Annotated in this window: 15 protein-coding genes and 1 riboswitch; of the genes, 7 read left to right on the top strand and 8 right to left on the bottom strand. The window is 63.4% G+C overall.

The window, feature by feature from the left end; translation table 11 throughout:
• Positions 1-770 (bottom strand): isocitrate lyase (gene aceA / locus LJE61_RS13295; protein ID WP_296918613.1); only part of this gene is annotated, 770 nt, incomplete at its 3' end.
• 203 nt (positions 771-973) lie between these two features.
• On the opposite strand from aceA, the gene pdxH reads away from it, so the two are divergent.
• Positions 974-1,612, top strand: coding sequence for a pyridoxamine 5'-phosphate oxidase (gene pdxH, locus LJE61_RS13290; protein ID WP_296918612.1), 639 nt, complete (start codon positions 974-976; stop codon positions 1,610-1,612).
• 118 nt (positions 1,613-1,730) lie between these two features.
• Here pdxH and LJE61_RS13285 read toward each other — a convergent pair whose 3' ends face one another.
• From LJE61_RS13285 to LJE61_RS13255, 7 genes are all read right to left on the bottom strand, one after another.
• Entirely contained in the window at positions 1,731-2,126 is a 396-nt protein-coding gene (locus LJE61_RS13285) for a CPCC family cysteine-rich protein (RefSeq protein ID WP_296911896.1), read from the bottom strand.
• Positions 2,127-2,241: 115 nt separating this feature from the next.
• On the bottom strand, positions 2,242-3,306 hold the full coding sequence (gene fba / locus LJE61_RS13280) for a class II fructose-bisphosphate aldolase (RefSeq protein WP_296911894.1): 1,065 nt from the start codon (positions 3,304-3,306) through the stop codon (positions 2,242-2,244).
• Positions 3,307-3,520: 214 nt separating this feature from the next.
• Positions 3,521-4,963 (bottom strand): pyruvate kinase, encoded by a 1,443-nt coding sequence (gene pyk, locus LJE61_RS13275; RefSeq protein ID WP_296911892.1) that lies wholly within the window; start codon positions 4,961-4,963, stop codon positions 3,521-3,523.
• Between the two features lie 76 nt (positions 4,964-5,039).
• Entirely contained in the window at positions 5,040-6,221 is a 1,182-nt protein-coding gene (locus tag LJE61_RS13270; RefSeq protein WP_296911891.1) for a phosphoglycerate kinase, read from the bottom strand.
• A 324-nt stretch (positions 6,222-6,545) separates the two neighbouring features.
• Positions 6,546-7,547, bottom strand: coding sequence for a type I glyceraldehyde-3-phosphate dehydrogenase (gap, locus tag LJE61_RS13265; RefSeq protein ID WP_296911989.1), 1,002 nt, complete (start codon positions 7,545-7,547; stop codon positions 6,546-6,548).
• A 182-nt stretch (positions 7,548-7,729) separates the two neighbouring features.
• Positions 7,730-9,736 (bottom strand): transketolase, encoded by a 2,007-nt coding sequence (gene tkt, locus LJE61_RS13260; protein WP_296911991.1) that lies wholly within the window; start codon positions 9,734-9,736, stop codon positions 7,730-7,732.
• 379 nt (positions 9,737-10,115) lie between these two features.
• The gene (locus LJE61_RS13255; protein ID WP_296911993.1) at positions 10,116-10,673 is read right to left on the bottom strand and encodes a thioredoxin family protein; all 558 of its coding nucleotides are present in this window, start codon (positions 10,671-10,673) and stop codon (positions 10,116-10,118) included.
• 187 nt (positions 10,674-10,860) lie between these two features.
• Between LJE61_RS13255 and metK the strand changes: the two genes are divergently transcribed.
• The 6 genes from metK to LJE61_RS13225 all read left to right on the top strand — a co-directional run bounded on the left by metK (position 10,861) and on the right by LJE61_RS13225 (position 18,853).
• Positions 10,861-12,051: a methionine adenosyltransferase gene (gene metK / locus LJE61_RS13250; protein ID WP_296911996.1), complete on the top strand. Its 1,191-nt coding sequence runs from the start codon at positions 10,861-10,863 to the stop codon at positions 12,049-12,051.
• Positions 12,052-12,067: 16 nt separating this feature from the next.
• Positions 12,068-12,154, top strand: a riboswitch (S-adenosyl-L-homocysteine riboswitch).
• Between the two features lie 21 nt (positions 12,155-12,175).
• A complete protein-coding gene (gene ahcY, locus LJE61_RS13245; protein ID WP_296911998.1) occupies positions 12,176-13,582 on the top strand; it encodes an adenosylhomocysteinase in 1,407 nt (468 codons plus the stop codon).
• Between the two features lie 60 nt (positions 13,583-13,642).
• Entirely contained in the window at positions 13,643-14,506 is an 864-nt protein-coding gene (gene metF, locus LJE61_RS13240; protein WP_296918610.1) for a methylenetetrahydrofolate reductase [NAD(P)H], read from the top strand.
• Positions 14,507-15,085: 579 nt separating this feature from the next.
• On the top strand, positions 15,086-15,514 hold the full coding sequence (locus LJE61_RS13235; RefSeq protein WP_296912002.1) for a sulfur globule family protein: 429 nt from the start codon (positions 15,086-15,088) through the stop codon (positions 15,512-15,514).
• 263 nt (positions 15,515-15,777) lie between these two features.
• Positions 15,778-16,557 carry a hypothetical protein gene (locus tag LJE61_RS13230; RefSeq protein WP_296912005.1) on the top strand — a complete coding sequence of 260 codons (780 nt, stop codon included), beginning with the start codon at positions 15,778-15,780 and terminating at the stop codon, positions 16,555-16,557.
• A gap of 97 nt (positions 16,558-16,654) precedes the next feature.
• Positions 16,655-18,853, top strand: a complete 2,199-nt coding sequence (locus tag LJE61_RS13225; protein ID WP_296912007.1) for a sodium-translocating pyrophosphatase — start codon at positions 16,655-16,657, stop codon at positions 18,851-18,853.
• Positions 18,854-18,961: the final 108 nt, after the last annotated feature.

Here is an 18,961-nt window from a genome sequence, read left to right as displayed (position 1 = left end):
CGCTCGCCGGTTACGAATGGGCGGTCGTTGTCATCGACGTCGGAGGTCAAGAGATTCGCGGCCTCCGCATCGGTTCGAGCCAGCAGCAGGGTCGGTACGCCCATGACGTCGGCGGCGAGTCGTGCCGCGATCAGTTTCTGGACAGCCTCGCGCGTCGGGACCAACACCTTCCCGCCCATGTGCCCGCACTTCTTGACCGACGCGAGCTGATCCTCGAAATGAACCCCGGCCGCCCCGGCCTCGATCATGTTCTTCATGAGCTCGAAGGCATTCAGCACACCGCCAAAACCAGCCTCGGCGTCCGCCACGATCGGCAGAAAATAGTCGATATAGGCCGAATCACCCGGCTCAATCCCCTTCGACCATTGGATCTCGTCGGCGCGCTTGAAGGCGTTGTTGATCCGCCGCACCATGGCAGGCACGGAGTCGTAGGCATACAGGGACTGGTCCGGATACATGGTCTCCGAGGTGTTGCCGTCCGCGGCCACCTGCCAGCCCGAGAGATAGATGGCTTCAATGCCGGCCTTGGCCTGTTGCAGCGCTTGGCCTCCCGTGATGGCACCCATGCAGTTGACATAGCCTTTTTTCGAATGGCCACGAACCAGACGCCACAGCTTCTCGGCCCCGTGCCTGGCATAGGTCTGCTCCGGTTGGACGGAACCGCGCAGGCGGACGACATCCTCGGCGGAATAGCCGCGCTTCACATCGGTCCAACGGGGGTTGTCTGCCCAATCCTGCTGCAGGACTCGGATCTGGTGTTGGCGGGTCATGACGAGGCTCCGATTGAGTCTTTTTGACGATCCGCTCGATGACGTATTCTGAGACATCGCCCTATCGAGGTTCAGTGGCGGCCTCCAGGGGGGATCATGGAAGATTGACCGTCCCACTCGGTCTTGCCCGCAACCGTACAGATGCCTCCAGCATTTAGCGAGCCAATTATCCTAATTTTTTTTATTGTAGTAGACAATTTTCCATGAACGCGGATGCTTTTAGGCAGGCGGCGATGCAACAGGGACTCTCGCGGCGCGGTCTCGACCCGGACCCGCTCAGGCAGTTCGAGGATTGGTTCCGGGCAGCGATCGAAACCGGCTTGCCGGAACCCAACGCCATGAGCCTTTGCACCGTCGACGAGTTGGGGCAGCCTTTTGTCCGCACGGTGTTGCTGAAGCTCTTCGACCGGCGGGGGTTCGTCTTCTTTACCAATTACGAGAGCCGTAAGGCGCGGCAGATCGCCCGGAATCCTCGCGTCGCGCTGCTCTTCCCCTGGGTCGCACTGGCAAGGCAGGTGCATATCACTGGCCGGGCGGAGCGTGTCCCGATGGCCGAGTCGCTTGCATATTTCGTGACGCGCCCTCGTGGCAGCAAGATCGGCGCCTGGTCATCGCCGCAAAGCCAGGTGATCAAGTCTCGCTCATTGCTCGAGGCCAAGGTGGCCGAGATCAAGGGAAAGTTTGCCAATGGAGAGATCCCGATCCCCGATTTCTGGGGCGGCTACCGTGTGGCTCCCGAGGCGATCGAGTTTTGGCAGGGCCGGGAGAGTCGCCTCCATGACCGCTTCCTGTATACACGGGATCGCGAAGCAGGGTGGCGGATCGATCGACTCGCCCCCTAGGAGCCTGTCGGACTCAGGGGGATCGGCGTCGTCCGCACTGGGCAGGGGCTGAGTTATTGGCCGTCCTGGCCAACAAACCAGCACGGCATCTTACGCCGCACGGGACGCGCTGAATCGTTCAGCCCACGACCCGGCGCCAGTACGTCATTCGCCAGTAGTAGAGGACCGTGGTGTCGGGCCAGGGGTAAGACTCCGCGTAAGAGGCGCCACGATGCGGTTGTTCGATATTGTCGCGCGTGGGATCGATCGGCCGCCATCCGTCGTCCAGCGTCTCGCCTTCTACTGGAGGGCGGGTCCTGCCGAGATTGCGGCGCTCCGAGGCGCCATAGTCGCGGTAATTCTGCTGCGCGTCCTGGAGGCTGACGGTGTTGCTGCTCCCGGGCATCTGGGCGAAGCGCAGTTGGGTGAGATCGTCCTCCCAGCCACAGATCGGACAGACCTGGTGAAATCCGGGCTCGTAGTCGTGTACGCGGTGGCCGCAACAGGGACAAGGAAACTTCTCATGCTCGGTCACGACGACCTCCGTCTGAACAGCCGGTTTATGGTCAACGAGCCTCCAAACCCTGCGCTCTACAAAAAAGGGGCGCTCGCGCGCCCCTGTGCCTCCTTTCCTGCCGGGCAGGGAACCCTCAGTTGACCTTTGGATCCAGCTCGCCCTTCGCATAGCGATTGGTCATGGCCTCCAAAGACAACACTTTGATCTTGCTTGCGTTTCCGGCTGTACCGAAGGCCTCGTAGCGAGCCTTGCAGATGCCCTTCATCGCCTTGGTGGCAGCAGAAAAGTATTTGCGCGGATCGAATTCCTTCGGGTTCTCGGCAAGGAACTTGCGGATGGCGCCGGTGGATGCCATTCGCAGATCGGTATCGATGTTGACCTTGCGGACGCCGTTCTTGATGCCTTCGGCGATCTCTTCGACCGGGACCCCGTAGGTCTCGCCCATGTCGCCGCCGTACTGGTTGATAATCGCCAGCCAATCCTGCGGCACCGAGGAAGATCCGTGCATCACCAGGTGGGTGTTGGGGATGCGCGCATGGATCTCACGGATCCGCTGAATGGCAAGGATGTCGCCGGTCGGCGGACGGGTGAATTTGTAGGCCCCGTGAGAGGTGCCGATCGCGATCGCAAGGGCATCGACATGTGTATCCTTGACGAAGCGGGCAGCCTCTTCCGGATCGGTCAGGAGCTGATCGTGCGTGAGCACGCCTTCCGCACCCGAGCCGTCTTCCTCGCCGGCCATGCCGGACTCCAGCGAGCCGAGACAGCCGAGCTCACCCTCGACCGAGACACCGCAGGCGTGTGCCATCTCGACAACCTGCCGGGTGACGCGCGCGTTGTACTCGTAGTTCGTCGGGGTCTTCATGTCCTCACCCAGCGAGCCGTCCATCATGACCGAGGAGAATCCCAGTTGAATCGAGCGCTGACAGATCGCGGGAGAGGCACCGTGATCTTGGTGCATGCAGACCGGGATGTGGGGCCACTCTTCGATGGCCGACAAGATGAGGTGGCGAAGGAAGGGCGCACCGGCATATTTGCGGGCACCGGCGGATGCCTGCACGATGACCGGGGAATCGGTCTCGTCGGCGGCCTCCATGATGGCGCGCATCTGCTCCAGGTTGTTGACGTTGTAGGCGGGAACGCCGTAGCCGTGCTCGGCGGCGTGGTCGAGCAGTTGACGAAGCGAAATCAGGGCCATGTAGGTTCTCCTCGTATCGGACTGACAGTGAACAAAACAGAATCGCGGGCCTAGGGGCCTGTCGGACTTAGGATGAATCGGCTACGGAAGCGGGACAATGGTCCGTCTCGCCCGGCTCTTTCGTTACATAGCCCCACTATGCGCCTCGAAACCGGAACGAAATGGCCTCGCTCTCCCACTCCCTCGCTGCTATCCCCCTAAGTCCGACAGGCTCCTAGTCCTTGGTAAGGAGCTTATGCTCACCGACCCGCATGATTTTCATGATATTCGTCTGACCTTCAACCCCCGAGCGGTCGCCCTTCGTGATGATCACCAAGTCGCCGTCGCGGACGGTGCCACGCCGCAGCAACTCGTCGATCACCTCGCAGTTCACCTCGTGGATGTCGGTGCTCGAGACGTCGAAGCTTACCGGATAAACACCCCGAAACACCCTTACTTTTCTGCGGGTTGGCGCGGATCTCGTGATCGCGTAGATGGGAATCCCCGAGCGGATGCGCGACATCCATTTCACCGTCGATCCGGTCTCCGTCAAGGCAGCGATGGCCTTTACGCCGAGATGGTTGGCGGTATACATGGCGGCCATCGCAATCGCCTCGTCCACGCGGCCAAAGACCGAATCCAATCTGTGCCCCGAGCGGGTAACGTGCTTCTCCGCCTCAAGACAGATCCGATCCAACGCCTCGACCACTTTGGCCGGATTCTTTCCAATCGAGCTCTCCGCCGAGAGCATAACGGCATCCGTGCCGTCGAGCACCGCGTTCGCCACGTCGAAGACCTCCGCCCGGGTCGGGATCGGATTCTCGATCATGGACTGCATCATCTGGGTAGCGGTGATCACGACGCTGTTGAGCTCGCGCGCCCGGCTGATCAAATGCTTCTGAGCTGCCGGCAGCTCAGCGTCCCCGATCTCCACGCCCAGATCACCCCTTGCGACCATGATGATATCGGCGGCATTGATGATGTCGTCGATCGCCCGCAGCGCCTCGGCGCGCTCGATCTTGGCGACGATGCCGCCGTGCCCGCCAGCCTCATGAAAGAGCTCACGGGCCAACCGAACGTCATCGCCGTTGCGCACGAAGGAGACCGCCAGATAATCGGCGTCGATCTCCGCCGCGAAGCGCAGGTCATCGTGATCCTTATCGGTCAAGGCGGGCGCGGACAGACCGCCACCCTTCTTGTTGATCCCCTTGTTGTCGGACAAGGTGCCGCCGACGACCACCCTGCAATCAATCCGCCCATCGCTGACGGCTTCCACCCAGAGCTCGATCGCACCGTCGTCGAGCAGCAGCGTATCGCCGTGGCCCACGTCACCCACGAGCCCCGGGTAGGTGGTACCAACCCGTTCCCGGTCACCTTCGTCCAGGGCACAGGACGTGTCGATTGCGAAGCCCTCGCCGCGCATGAGTGAGACCGGGCCATCAGCAAACTGGCCGATACGGATCTTGGGTCCCTGCAGATCGATGAGGACCGCAACCTCCCGTCCGGCCGCAGCGGCGCGCTCACGGATTCTCTCCGACCGGTCACGGTGGCGCGCATGACTGTCGTGTGAGAGATTCAGGCGAACGACGTCCACCCCAGCGGCGACGAGCTCGTCCATCACCGACGGCGAGTCGGTGGCCGGGCCGAGGGTGGCGACGATCTTGGTACGTCTTGGCATGTTCAGCCTCCGGCCTCCACCGTCCGGCCTCAGACCTCCCGCCCACGGGCGGAGGACAGCGGCCGGCGAGATTCGATCAGTCTTTCGCCCGCGCCTCCAGCATAGCTACCGCCGGGAGGGTCTTGCCCTCCAGATACTCGAGAAACGCGCCCCCGGCAGTCGAGATGTATGAGATCTGATCGTAGATCTGATATTTCTGAATCGCCGCGATGGTGTCGCCGCCGCCGGCCAGGCTGAAGCCCGGGGCGGATGCGATCGCCATGGACACGGTCTTGGTCCCCTCACCGAACTGGTCGAACTCGAACACGCCGACGGGGCCGTTCCAGACGATGGTCCCGGCCTTGCTGATGACATCGGCCAGCTGCTGGGCCGACCTGGGGCCAATGTCGAAGATCATGTCGTCCTCGGCGACCTCCGCGACATCCTTGGTCACGGCCGGCTCGTTCTCATCGAACTTCTTGCCACACACCACATCGACCGCGATCGGAATACTGGCGCCACGCGCGCTCATCTTCTCCATCAACGCCTTCGCGGTGGGGATGAGGTCGTGCTCGCAGAGCGACTTGCCGACCGGATATCCGGCCGCCGCGAGGAATGTGTTGGCGATGCCACCGCCAACCACCAGTTGATCGACCTTCTCCGACAGGGACTCCAGCACGGTCAGCTTGGTGGAGACCTTCGACCCGCCGACAATCGCGACCATGGGGCGTGCCGGATCGGCGAGCGCCTTTTCAAGCGCATCAAGCTCTTCGGCGAGCAGCAGTCCCGCACAGGCGACCGGGGCAAACCGACCGACGCCGTGGGTGGAGGCTTGCGCGCGGTGCGCAGTGCCGAAAGCGTCCATGACGAAGACATCGCAGAGCGCGGCGTACTGCTTGGACAGCTCCTCGCCGTCCTTGCCCTCGCCGCGGTTGAAGCGGACGTTCTCCAGAAGCACCAGCTCCCCGTCAGCCACTTCTGGCGCCCGTTCAAGGTAGTCGCGCACGAGTCGCACCTCTTGGCCCAGCTTGGCCCCGATGGCCTCGGCAACCGGCTTGAGCGAGTCGACGTCCGAGAAGACACCCTCCTCAGGCCGGCCCAGGTGCGACATCACCATCACCTTTGCGCCCGCCTTCAGACAATGGTCGAAGGTCGGAATGGAGGCCGTGATTCTAGCATCCGATGTGACCTTACCGCCCTTGACCGGGACGTTCAGGTCTGATCGGATCAGCACCCGCTTGCCGGACAGATCGAGATCCGTGAGTTTGATGAAGGACATGGGTACCCCCGCAGAGTGTCGAGATCGAAAGAATTCAGGACCAAGGCCGGCCTTGCCTGAACACCCTCATGGAGCGCACGGCCAGCACCTCTAGGAGCCTGTCGGACTTGGGGCCGATCTACTGCGCCGGCGGGAGAGCAGCCCATATCCGCACGATTTCTCGTTACATAGACCCACTATGCGCCTCAAAATCGGTCGAATCTGTCCTGGACCCCCCACTCGGCTCGCGACGATCGCTCAAGTCCGACAGGCTCCTAGCCACCAGCGCCCAGCCCGGACGCCTGAACACCGGCGGCTGGAGGCTGGTCGCCGAACGTGGATCGTTTAGGCAGCGACGTGCTCGACCATGCGCAGCATGTTGCAGGTATATCCGTACTCGTTGTCATACCAGGCGACGACCTTGATGAAGGTCGGGTCCAGGGCAATCCCGGCCTCGGCATCGAAGATGGAGGGGGTCGAGCGGCCGCGAAAATCGGTGGAAACGACCTTCTCGTCGGTGTAAGCGAGCACACCCGCCAGATCGCCCGACTCGGAGGCGGACTTCATGGCCGCGCAGATGGCGTCATAGGTGGCATCCTTGCTCAGCTCAACGGTCAGATCGACCACGGACACATCCGACGTCGGCACGCGGAAGGCCATCCCGGTCAGCTTGCCGTTCAGCTCCGGCAGCACCTTGCCCACCGCTTTGGCCGCACCGGTCGACGACGGGATGATGTTCTCGAGGATTCCCCGACCGCCCCGCCAGTCCTTCATCGAGGGACCATCGACAGTCTTCTGCGTCGCGGTGGCAGCATGCACCGTGGTCATGAGGCCGCGCTTGATGCCCCAGTTGTCATGCAGCACCTTGGCCACCGGCGCCAGACAGTTGGTGGTGCAGGACGCTGCGGAGATGATGGCCTGCCCCGCGTAGGCCTGATGATTGACGCCGTAGACGAACATCGGGGTCGCGTCCTTCGACGGCGCGCTCTGCACGACCTTCTTGGCGCCGGCGTCGATATGCTTCTGGCAGGTCTCCTCGGTCAGGAAGAAGCCGGTGCACTCGATGACCAGCTCTGCGCCGACGTCGCCCCATTTGAGATTGGCCGGATCGCGCTCGGCTGTCAGACGGATCGCCTTGCCGTTGACGACCATGGTGTTGCCGTCGACCGCGATGTCGCCCTGGAAGTTGCCGTGCACCGAATCGTACTTGAGCATGTAGGCCAGATAGTCCGGCTCGAGGAGGTCGTTGATGCCGACGACCTCGATCCCGGGAAAATCCTTTGCAATGGCGCGAAATGCCATACGGCCGATCCGGCCGAACCCATTGATGCCGACTTTAAGTGTCATTTAGAGATACTCCTGTGAGGGGAAGAGGGTGTTCGGTCTCTGGGCACCGGGTGCGCGATGGTTGACCAACGCGAGACCGGAGATCCATGCCAGAGGACGAGCGACCGATCGGTGTACCGATGCGCTGCATTCGCGCGGATCGGGCCGCCGCGGGATGGTCCGCCCGGACGGCCGGCCCACGGTCAGAGCACACTTCGGACCTGAGCCACCAGGTTCTCAACGGTGAACCCGAACTCTTTGAACAGCGGGCCGGCAGGCGCCGACTCGCCGAAACGGGTGATGCCGAGCACCGCCCCGTCTTGACCGACATACTTCCACCAGCCATCGGGGACCGCCGCCTCCACCGCGACCCGGGCGGTCACGGCCTTGGGCAGGACGGATTCGCGATAGCCGGCATCCTGTGCATCGAAGATGTCAGTGGACGGCATGGACACCACTCGGATTGCCTTGTCTACCATGGCCTCGGCAGCCTTCACCGCCAGCTCGACCTCGGATCCGGTCGCGATGATGATGGCGGCGGGGGTCCCGTCGCAGTCGCGCAGGATATAGCCACCCCGAGCGATCGCGTCGACCTGCTCGGGGCTGCGGCTCATGTGTGCCAGGTTCTGCCGTGAGAAGATGAGGCAGCTCGGACGATCACGGCGCTCGATCGCGAGCTTCCAAGCAACCGCGGACTCGACGGCGTCGCATGGGCGCCAGACACTCATATTCGGGATCATCCGCAAGGTCGGGATCTGCTCGACCGGTTGATGGGTCGGACCGTCTTCGCCCAACCCGATGGAGTCGTGGGTGTAGACGAAGATCGATTGAATGCGCATCAGCGCCGCCATGCGCAGCGCATTGCGGGCATACTCGGAGAACATCAGGAAAGTGGCACCGTACGGGACGAACCCCCCATGGAGGGCAACGCCGTTCATGATGGCCGACATGCCGAACTCGCGCACGCCGTAGTAGACATAGTTGCCGGCGGCCTGGCCCTTTCCGATGCCCTTGGCACCCTTCCAAAGGGTCAAGTTCGAGCCGGCCAGGTCCGCCGAGCCGCCGAGCAACTCGGGGAGCAGTGGCCCGAAGCCGTTGAGGGCGTTCTGAGATGCCTTGCGCGAGGCGATGGTCTCACCCTTGTCGACGACGGCAGCGATGAAGGCGTCGGCCTGCTCGGGCCAGTCCTGGGGCAGATCGCCTGCCATGCGACGCTTGAGCTCGGCGGCCTCGGCCGGGAAAGCAGCTGCATAGGCAGCGAACCTGTCATTCCAGTCCGACTCGGCCGCCGCACCGCGCTCTCTCGCATCCCACCCCTGATAGACGGCCTCGGGCATTACAAAGGGCGGATGGCTCCAGCCCAACGCCTCCCGGGTCAGCGCGACCTCATCCTCCCCGAGCGCGGCACCGTGGCACTCTTCCTTACCCTGCTTGTTCGGCGAGCCGTAACCGATGATCGTCTGACAGCAGATGATGCTCGGTCGGTCCGTGACCTCGCGGGCCTCCTCGATCGCGGCTTTGACGGCCTCCGGATCGTGGCCGTCGACCTTCGGGATGACGTGCCATCCATAGGCCTCGAAGCGCTTGGGCGTATCGTCCAGAAACCAGGCCGGGGTATCGCCGTGCCCCCGGACCTCGCCGTCGATCGAGATGTTGTTGTCGTCATAGATCGCGATCAGCTTGCCGAGCCCGAGGGCACCGGCCAGGGAGCAGGCCTCGTGGGAGATCCCCTCCATCAGACAGCCGTCACCCAGAAAGACGTAGGTGAAATGGTCGACAATCGTATGGCCCGGGCGGTTGAACTGGGCAGCCAACGCCCGCTCCGCCAAGGCCATGCCGACCGCGTTGGAGATACCCTGTCCAAGCGGACCCGTGGTGGTCTCGATACCCGGCGCATAGCCATACTCGGGATGACCCGGGGTCTTCGAATGGAGCTGACGGAACTGCTTGAGGTCCTCGATTCCGAGCTCATACCCTGTGAGATGCAGGAGCGCGTAGATCAGCATCGAGCCGTGACCATTCGACAGCACGAATCGATCACGATCAATCCAGGCCGGATTCGCCGGGTTGTGAGTCATGAAGTCGTTCCAGAGCACCTCGGCGATATCGGCCATGCCCATCGGCGCACCAGGGTGACCGGAATTGGCCTTTTGGACCGCATCCATGGCGAGCGCCCGGATGGCATTGGCGAGTTCTTTTCTTGAGGACATCAGCCCCTCCTAGGTTCGGAAGCAATGGTCGATTCGGCGAAACGTGCCGGGGATAACGACCGCCGATCATGTGGCGGGGTGCGCGGCACGGAAGGTGGCACGGCATTGGAAAGTGGTGTTTGGGGCTCGGGACCTTAGCGCCCTCGGGATCGCTCGACGGGGACTCGAGTGCTCGAACGAAATGGCCAGACCGCGCTCCTTTACAAAGGACCGTCATTGTGGACGAAGAGCACCCACCCGAAAATCAAAACAAACTTATACCTCCAAAAAGGAATTTATAAGTTCCTAATATTCAGACTTACGCAGCGAGGGGGTCAGTCATCTCAGCCGGTTCGTCGTCAGCGAAACGCCCTGCCCCATGTCCCATCCCGCCGGCACCCTAAGCGCGCTTCCATTTGATCGAGCAGCCCATGCTCGGAATCTGTTTCTCGGGACCCCTGCCCGTCTGCGCCACCCGCTTCATGGCCTCAAACAGGTCGCGCCCGGCATCATCCGGGGCCGTTTCCTTGCGACTCGCATCCAGTCGCCCACGATACTGGAGCTCGAGCGCCGCGTTGTAGCCGAAGAAGTCGGGGGTGCAAACCGCGCCGTACGCCTTGGCGACAGCCTGACTCTCATCGAGGAGGTAGGGGAAGGGGAAAGCGAGCGCCTCGGCGATTCGCCGCATGTTGTCAAACGAGTCTTCCGGATAGTCGCGGGTATCGTTCGACATGATCGCAACGCTGCCGATGCCGAAATCGCGGAGATCGCGCGCATCCCGGACGATGCGTTCGCGCACCGCTTTGACGTACGGGCAATGGTTGCAGATGAACATCACCAGCAGCCCGCGTTCGCCGGCGCAGGCATCGCGGGTCCAGGTCTTACCGTCGACGCCGGGGAGCGAGAAATCCGGCGCGAGACGCCCAAAATCGCAGACGGGGGTTTCAAGCGAGGCCATTCGGGGCCCTCCGAGTGAGTGACTGGGTCGGGCGGGGTGGGGCGGCATGTTACCGGAAGCCGAGCGGTTTCCAAACCTTTCTGCGCGAAACGGCCGGCGTCAGCGGTTTTGCAGTCACTCTCCGGATCGCTATTATAACGCGTCCAGACACGCCTCCTTCCGGCGCCAAACGCAGGCCATCGACACTATGAGCAAGGACTACATCTTCACATCCGAATCCGTCTCCGAAGGGCACCCGGACAAGATGGCGGACCAGATCTCCGATGCGGTGCTCGACGAGATCTATCGCCTCGATCCCAATCACCCCAGGGCGCGCGTCGCCTGCGAGACGTTGGTCAAGACCGGATTCGTGGTCCTGGCCGGGGAGATCACGCTCACCGATGGAAGCCTCAAGATCGACTACGAGGGCGTGGTCCGTGAGGTCGTCTGCGACATCGGCTACCTTGGGTCGGATGTCGGCTTCGATGGCCAGACCTGCGGTGTGCTGGTTGCACTGGGTGAGCAGTCCAAGGATATCGGGCAAGGTGTCGACCGGGAGAGCGAGGAGTCGCAGGGGGCCGGCGACCAGGGCATGATGTTCGGTTACGCCACCAACGAGACCGAGCAGCTGATCCCCGCGCCGATTGACTACGCGCACCGGCTGGTCAAACGCCAGGCCGAGGTCCGCAAGAACGGCACCTTGCCTTGGCTGCGTCCGGATGCGAAGTCGCAGGTGACCTTCCGATACATCGACGGCAGACCGGCTGCCGTGGATGCCGTGGTGCTCTCCACACAGCACAGCCCGGAGGTCAGCCAGGGCGTGCTGCACGAGGCGGTCATGGAAGAGGTCATCAAGCCCGTCCTGGGCGGCACGGGTTGGCTGACGCGCGAGACCAGCTACCATATCAACCCGACCGGGCAGTTCATCATCGGCGGCCCGGTCGGTGACTGTGGTCTGACCGGACGCAAGATCATCGTCGACACCTACGGCGGTATGGCGCGCCATGGCGGCGGCGCTTTCTCCGGCAAGGACCCGTCGAAGGTCGATCGATCGGCGGCCTACGCCGGCCGCTATGTCGCCAAGAATATCGTCGCGGCCGGTCTCGCCGAAAAGTGCGAGATCCAGGTCTCGTACGCGATCGGCGTGGCCGAGCCGACGTCGTTGTCCATTGATACCTTCGGAACGGCCAGCATCAGCGAGCATCGGATCATCGAGCTCATCCGTGCCCACTTCGACCTGCGCCCGTACGGCATCACGCGGATGCTGGACCTCAACAACCGCGATCTCATCAAGTTCCGCAACACGGCTGCATACGGTCACTTCGGACGCTCCGAGCCGGGTTTCACCTGGGAGCGGACAGACAAGGCCGAGATGCTGCGGGAGGCCGCGGGGATCTGATCTGTAGGCACACCTCGCCGCCGAGGAGCGTTGCAACCCGGATGGCCGGCATTCGGGCCAGGCTCGGCGGCCTGGTCGACACGACCAACGGCGCTCACTCACGATTCATCAGGAGCTGATAACCATGAGTGAGTTTACCGACTACAAGGTCGCCGACCTGTCCCTGGCCGATTTCGGCCGCAAAGAGATCGCCATCGCCGAAACCGAGATGCCGGGACTCATCGCCCTGCGCGAGCGGTTCGGGGGCAGCAAGCCACTTGCCGGTGCCCGCATCACCGGCAGTCTGCATATGACGATCCAGACCGCGGTGCTGATCGAGACCCTCGTCGCGCTAGGCGCCCAGGTCCGCTGGTGCTCCTGCAACATCTTCTCCACCCAGGACCATGCCGCCGCCGCGATCGCGGCTGCCGGAATCCCTGTCTACGCCTGGAAGGGGGAGACCCTCGACGAGTACTGGTGGTGCACCGAGCAGGTCTTGAACTGGCCCGACGGCGGCGGCCCGAACATGATTTTGGACGACGGCGGAGACGCGACCTTGATCGTCCACAAGGGCGTCGAGTACGAAAAGGCCGGGACGGTGCCGGCCCCGCGCGCCGACGACAGCGAGGAGTGGCAGGCCATCCTGGGCCTGCTCGCCCGCACCTTCGCCCGTAACCGGCTGCACTGGCACGGCATCGCCGAGGGGATCCGGGGCGTGACCGAGGAGACCACGACCGGCGTCAAACGGCTCTATCAGATGGCCCGTGACGGGCAGCTCTTGTTCCCGGCGATGAACGTCAACGACTCGGTCACCAAGTCAAAGTTCGACAACCTCTATGGCTGCCGCGAGTCCCTGGTGGACGCAATCAAGCGCGCGACCGATGTCATGATCGCCGGCAAGATCGCGCTGGTCTGCGGTTTCGGCGATGTCGGAAAGGGCTCCGCGGCGTCGCTTCGGGGGCTGGGCGCGACCGTCTGGGTAACCGAAATCGACCCGATCTGCGCCCTGCAAGCGGCAATGGAAGGCTTTCGGGTCGTCACCATCGAGGACGTCGTCTCGATGGTCGATATCTTCGTCACCGCGACCGGCAACACCGATATCATCACCCACGATCACATGGCGGCGATGAAGGATCAGGCCATTGTCTGCAACATCGGCCATTTCGACAACGAGATCCAGGTCCAGTCGCTCAAACGGTATCAGTGGGTCAACATTAAACCCCAGGTCGATCAGATCCTGTTTCCGGACGGGCATCGCATCACCCTGCTCGCGGAGGGCCGCCTCGTCAACCTCGGCTGCGCGACCGGCCATCCGAGCTTCGTGATGTCCAACAGCTTCACGAACCAAGTCCTGGCACAGATCGAGATCTTTACGAAACCCGCGGACTATCCGATCGGCGTCTATGTGCTGCCGAAGCATCTGGACGAGGATGTGGCTCGTCTACACCTGGGCAAGATCGGGGCGCACCTGACGACCTTGACGCGCGACCAGGCCGACTATATCGGCGTCGCCGTGGAAGGCCCTTATAAGTCCGAGCATTACCGTTATTAAGGAGACAGCCCCAGGTCGCGCGGCTCCGCGCCGCCTGGGAGGCTGGAGGGCCACAACGCCATGCCGCCCGAAACTGACCGAGCACCCGTCTACAGCGTCGAGCTCTTCCCGCCGAAGACGCCCGAGGGGATGGATAAGCTCAAGCTGGAGCTCGAACGGCTCAACAGCGTCGCGCCCGACTACTTCTCCGTCACCTACGGGGCTGGCGGGTCGACGCGAGAACGCACCCTCGAAACCGTCGCCTGGCTGCGTCGGCACGACATCGAGACCGCACCTCACATCGCCTGTGTCGGCTCGACGCGTGCCGAAATCCGCAACATCCTGAGCCTGTACCGGAAGCAGGGGATCCGACACGTCGTCGCCTTGCGCGGTGATCTCCCCTCCGGAATGGGTGGGGGCACCGGCGGCGATTTTCGTTATGCCAACGAGCTCGTCACCTTTATCCGCGCCGAGTTTGGGCTGGCCTTCAAGATCGAGGTCGCCGCCTACCCCGAGTACCACCCGCAATCCGGAAGCCCCGCCCGCGACCTGGAGAACTTCAAGCGCAAGGTCGAGGCAGGCGCCGACGCCGCGATCACCCAGTACTTCTACAATTCCGATGCCTACTTCGCGTTCGTCGAGAGCTGCGACCGGGCACACATCAGAGTGCCGATCGTACCCGGCATCATGCCGATCACGAATTACACCCAGCTGGCCAGGTTCTCCGACGCCTGCGGTGCCGAGATCCCGCGCTGGGTTCGCCGCCGCCTCGAAGGCTACGGCGATGACGTGGACAGTCTGCGTGCGTTCGGTCACGAGGTGGTTCTCCACCTGTGCCGCCGACTCATGGAAGGCGGCGCCCCGGGCCTGCACTTCTACACCATGAACCAATCCGCCCCGACCTTACGGCTGTGGAAGGAGCTCTCGCTGCCTGGATCGACCTGAGCGCATGGATGATGCTGCCCTGGAGCGGAACAAGATCCGCGTGGATTCCCGGCCCGACTCCAAGACCAAGTCAGAACCTGTGGCTCGGATCGACCCGAGCCGTCCGGACGCGACACTCAGGACGCGTCCCATGTGATGCGGAAGGTCCCTGCGCACCATCGGGTGACGCGCCGGTGGGCATCTCAGGCAAACCAAGCAACGGACTCTTCCGGCCGGCCGGGCGCAGTTCGCTGCCGTGTGAGGACTCGATAAGACGTTGCGTCCGGAGCCCGGGAAGCCTACACTCACGGCGCCATCATCGGTACATCAAAGGCTTCCTGCTCGTATCGAGGGGCCTTTTCCGTTGGGCCGTCGAGCCCGCAACCTCCCCTTCAGTCCTGATTTGCGCATCACGGCAAATCGCGCCGTTCGGCAGCTTGCGTTTTCATACGGTTTTCTTCGGAGATCCACCCCGATCAACGGGCTGGAATCCCGTTCCCGCTTCAGGTCCACGGTCGGGGCCAACGACGTCCCCCGTGGTGGGGACGAGCCCGCGGCAATGCCCGCATTTAACGTTTCGTGACAACAGGTAGGATGACAATGAAGAGAGCGATCAGAGTGTCCGGTCTTGCAGCCATCGTTGCCCTGGCCGGCGCGTCCTTCTCGGCGGGCGCCTGGTGGGGCGGCCCGGGCTATGGCGGCCCCGGTTACGGCAGTGGCCTGATGGACAACTTCGGCGACATGTTCGGCGACGGCACGGGCGACTTCGACATGAACATGAGCGGGAGCGGCAGCGGCTACGGTCGCGGTCTGGGCCGTGGCTATGGGCGCGGTTATGGCTACGGCGAACCCTACGGCTATGGCTATGGCGCACCCTACGGTGGCTATGGCGCGCCTTTCGGCGGAGGCTACGGCGCCCCGTATGGCGGCGGCTATGGCATGCCTTACGGCTATGGTGCCGGACCTTATGGTGCGGCGCCCCCGATGCCGGCTCCGGCAGCGGCCCCGCAGGCCACCCCGGCCCAATAACCGGGAGTCGCTTCGGACGAAGCCGAATCGGCAGCCCCAACATCCGGAGCTTTGCAGGATACAGGGACGTATCCGCCCCCGGCCATTCCGACCTGTGTGCCGCTTGACCTCGGCGCGCCAGCCAGGTTGCGCATTCCGGTCCTGACCGTCGGCCCCTCATCCGCCGGAACGGCATCGCATCTCCACACCGCTCGAATTTACGGCGATAATGACCAGGCACCGGTTCCAGTCGGACACCCGGGCACATTACGGCGAGGCTCGGCATGGCTGAAAAGCACCTCTATCTGTCCCTGATCCCTCAGGCCCTGATCGCTTCGATGCTCAAGCCGGAAGAATTCGGCAGCTACTATGCGGTCGGCACCAAGGTCCATGTGAAGGGCGAGGCCATCTTTTTCGAGGTCGATCCCTCGTTCCGCTCCGACGACTTCCCCTTTCGTTTGGTGGATGAGCGTTGTGTCGTCCAGCCCGACGGCGCCCCCAAACGCTCGGTCTACCTCTCCATCTACCACGTCCTCTCGCGGATGCCCGTTTCGGCGCTCGGCCACCTGTATCTGGTGACGAATGACGGCAAGACCCTTGAGCTGCAGCGCGCGCCCTACGTCCCCGAGTCTGGCGGACGGCTGCACCTCTACCAGGAGTTCTGTCCGATCACACCCATGGTCGCCAGCCGTTCGGAGCCGCACGATTTCTGTAACGCCATCACTGATCCGGCGCAACCCATCCATGTCCCGCGGATCGTCTTCTCCGAGCTGCGGCTCGGCGAGCTCGCCCGCGATCCCGAGAACGGCTCGGCCGACGATCTCCCCTATTCGAACCTCGCCCACCTGCGCGACGTGCTGAGCGAGCTGCAGCAAAACGACACCAAGCCGAGCAAGCTGGTGTTGAAGCAGGTCAAGGAGGGCGTGCTGTATCGCATGGTCCAGGGCGGCTTCTACGTCGGTGACCAGGACGATTTCGCCTTCTATCGTTTCCCGGACGCCGAGGAGTTGGAGAACCGCCATCGAAGCTGGTGGCGATCGGCCCAGGTGACCGCCCTGGAGTGACGCGCCGCCCCGGATTCGCCCGGACTCAGTCCAACTCGGTGCCCGACGCACCATTCGTGGCGGGCTTCTTTGTCATCCCATATCGCTTGGAAAACCCATGAACGAGCCTGTCTTTTGGATTGCGCCGCTTGCCGCGGTCTTGGCGATGGTCTATGCGTGGATCTTTTTCAAGGACATGGTCCGTCAAGACCAGGGGACCGCGCTGATGCAGGAGATCGGCGATCATGTGCGCCACGGCGCCATGGCCTATCTTCGCCAGCAATACAAGGTCATGGCGCTAGTCTTCGTGATCCTGGCCCTGATCTTTGCGTTCCTCGCCTATTACCTGAAGGCCCAGAACCCCTGGCTGCCCTTCACCTTCGTCTTCGGCGGCTTCTTCTCTGCACTCGCCGGCTATTTCGGTATGCAAACCGCCACCCGTGCCTCGACACGGACCGCCGCGGCCGCACGCTCGTCGCTCTCGGACGCCTTGCGGATCGCATTTCGCAGCGGGGCGGTCATGGGGCTCGTCGTGGTCGGTCTGGGGCTCGGCAACATCGTCGTCTGGTTCATCCTCGCCAATTGGCTGATACCCGGCGGCGACGCCGGCGAAGGGGTGCGGATGGTCCTCATCACCACCACCATCCTGACCTTCAGCGTAGGTGCCTCGATGCAAGCCATGTTTGCGCGGGTCGGGGGCGGCATCTTTACCAAGGCGGCAGACGTGGGCGCCGATCTCGTTGGCAAGGTGGAGTCCGGCATCCCCGAAGACGACCCGCGCAACCCGGCGGTGATCGCCGACAACGTCGGCGACAACGTCGGCGACGTCGCCGGGATGGGGGCCGATCTCTTCGAGTCTTACTGCGGGTCGATCCTGGCCGCATGCGCCTTGGGCGCGGCCGCCTATGTCTCCGAGCCCACGCTCCAGATCAAGGCCGTGGTCGCCCCCATTGCCATCGCCGGCCTCGGCATCCTGCTCTCGATCGCCGGGGTGTTCCTGGTCAAGACCAAAGAAGGCGCAACCCAAAAGGACCTGCTCGGGTCACTCTCGCGCGGGATCAACGCCAGCGCCATCATGATCGTCATCGCAGCCGCGGGACTCTTGCTCCTCTTGGGTATCCCTAATGTCTGGGGCATCTGGGGCGCTGTCGTGACCGGCTTGGTGACCGGCATCATCGTCGGGCGTTCCACCGAGTACTCGACCTCGGCAAGCTACCGCCCGACGCGTCTCATCGCCAGCCAGGCCGAAGGCGGGCCGGCGACGACGATCATCGCAGGCATCGGCGTGGGCATGCTGTCGACCGCGATTCCCGTGTTGGCCGTCGGCACCGGGACCCTGCTGGCCTTTCTGCTCGCCTCCGGTTTCGACCTGACTCGGATGAACCTCGGACTGTACGGCGTGGCCGTGGCAGCGGTCGGGATGCTCTCCACCCTGGGGATCACGCTCGCCAGCGACGCCTACGGGCCCATCGCCGACAATGCCGGCGGGAACGCCGAGATGAGCGGTCTGGGGCCCGAGGTGAGAGAACGAACCGACGCACTGGACTCGCTCGGCAACACCACCGCGGCCACCGGCAAAGGATTCGCGATCGGCTCCGCCGCGCTGACGGCCCTGGCACTGATCGCCTCATACATCGAGGTGATTCGGATCGAGCTGGTGAAATCCGGACAGACGCTGCTGGCGCTCGGTAACGGCGCAACGATTGAGACGGCTCAGGCCAGCCTCACCGATTTCATGAGCTTCTACAATGTAACGCTGCTCAACCCGACCGTTCTCGTGGGGTTGATCATCGGCTCGATGGTGGCCTTCGTCTTCAGCGGACTGACCGTGCAGGCGGTCGGGCGCGCCGCCATCATGATGGTCGAGGAGGTGCGCCGGCAGTTCAGCGAAGACCCCGGCATCCTCCAAGGGACATCGCAGCCGGACTACGAGCGCTGTGTCGCCATCTCCACCGTCGGCGCTCAACGCGAGATGGTGCTCCCGGCGCTGCTCGCGATCGTCGCCCCGATCCTGGTCGGTTTGGTGTTGGGCGTCGCCGGGGTGATCGGGCTGCTGATGGGCGGTCTCGCAAGCGGCTTCGTGCTTGCGGTCTTTCTCTCAAACGCTGGCGGCGCTTGGGACAACGCCAAGAAATACATCGAGTCCGGTTATCACGGCGGCAAGAACTCACGCGCACACCGCGCCTCCGTGATCGGTGACACCGTGGGTGATCCCTTCAAGGACACCTCTGGGCCGAGCCTGAACATACTCGTCAAGCTCATGAGCATCATGGCCATTGTGGTGGCGGGGATCACGGTGACCTTCAGTCTGCTCTGAGCTGCCTCTCACCGGGGAGACCCGGACAGCCTTCGCAGCGGGGCTTTCTCAAGGAGCCTGCCGGGCTTTGGCCCAATCGGCGCTATCCGATCGAGTCTGACGGCGAGT

Origin of the sequence: Thiocapsa sp. (genome assembly GCF_022340925.1) — a bacterium.
Lineage (GTDB): Bacteria > Pseudomonadota > Gammaproteobacteria > Chromatiales > Chromatiaceae > Thiocapsa.
The sequence above is the reverse complement of the archived record's forward strand: the minus strand, read 5'-3'. Positions and strand labels throughout refer to the sequence as shown.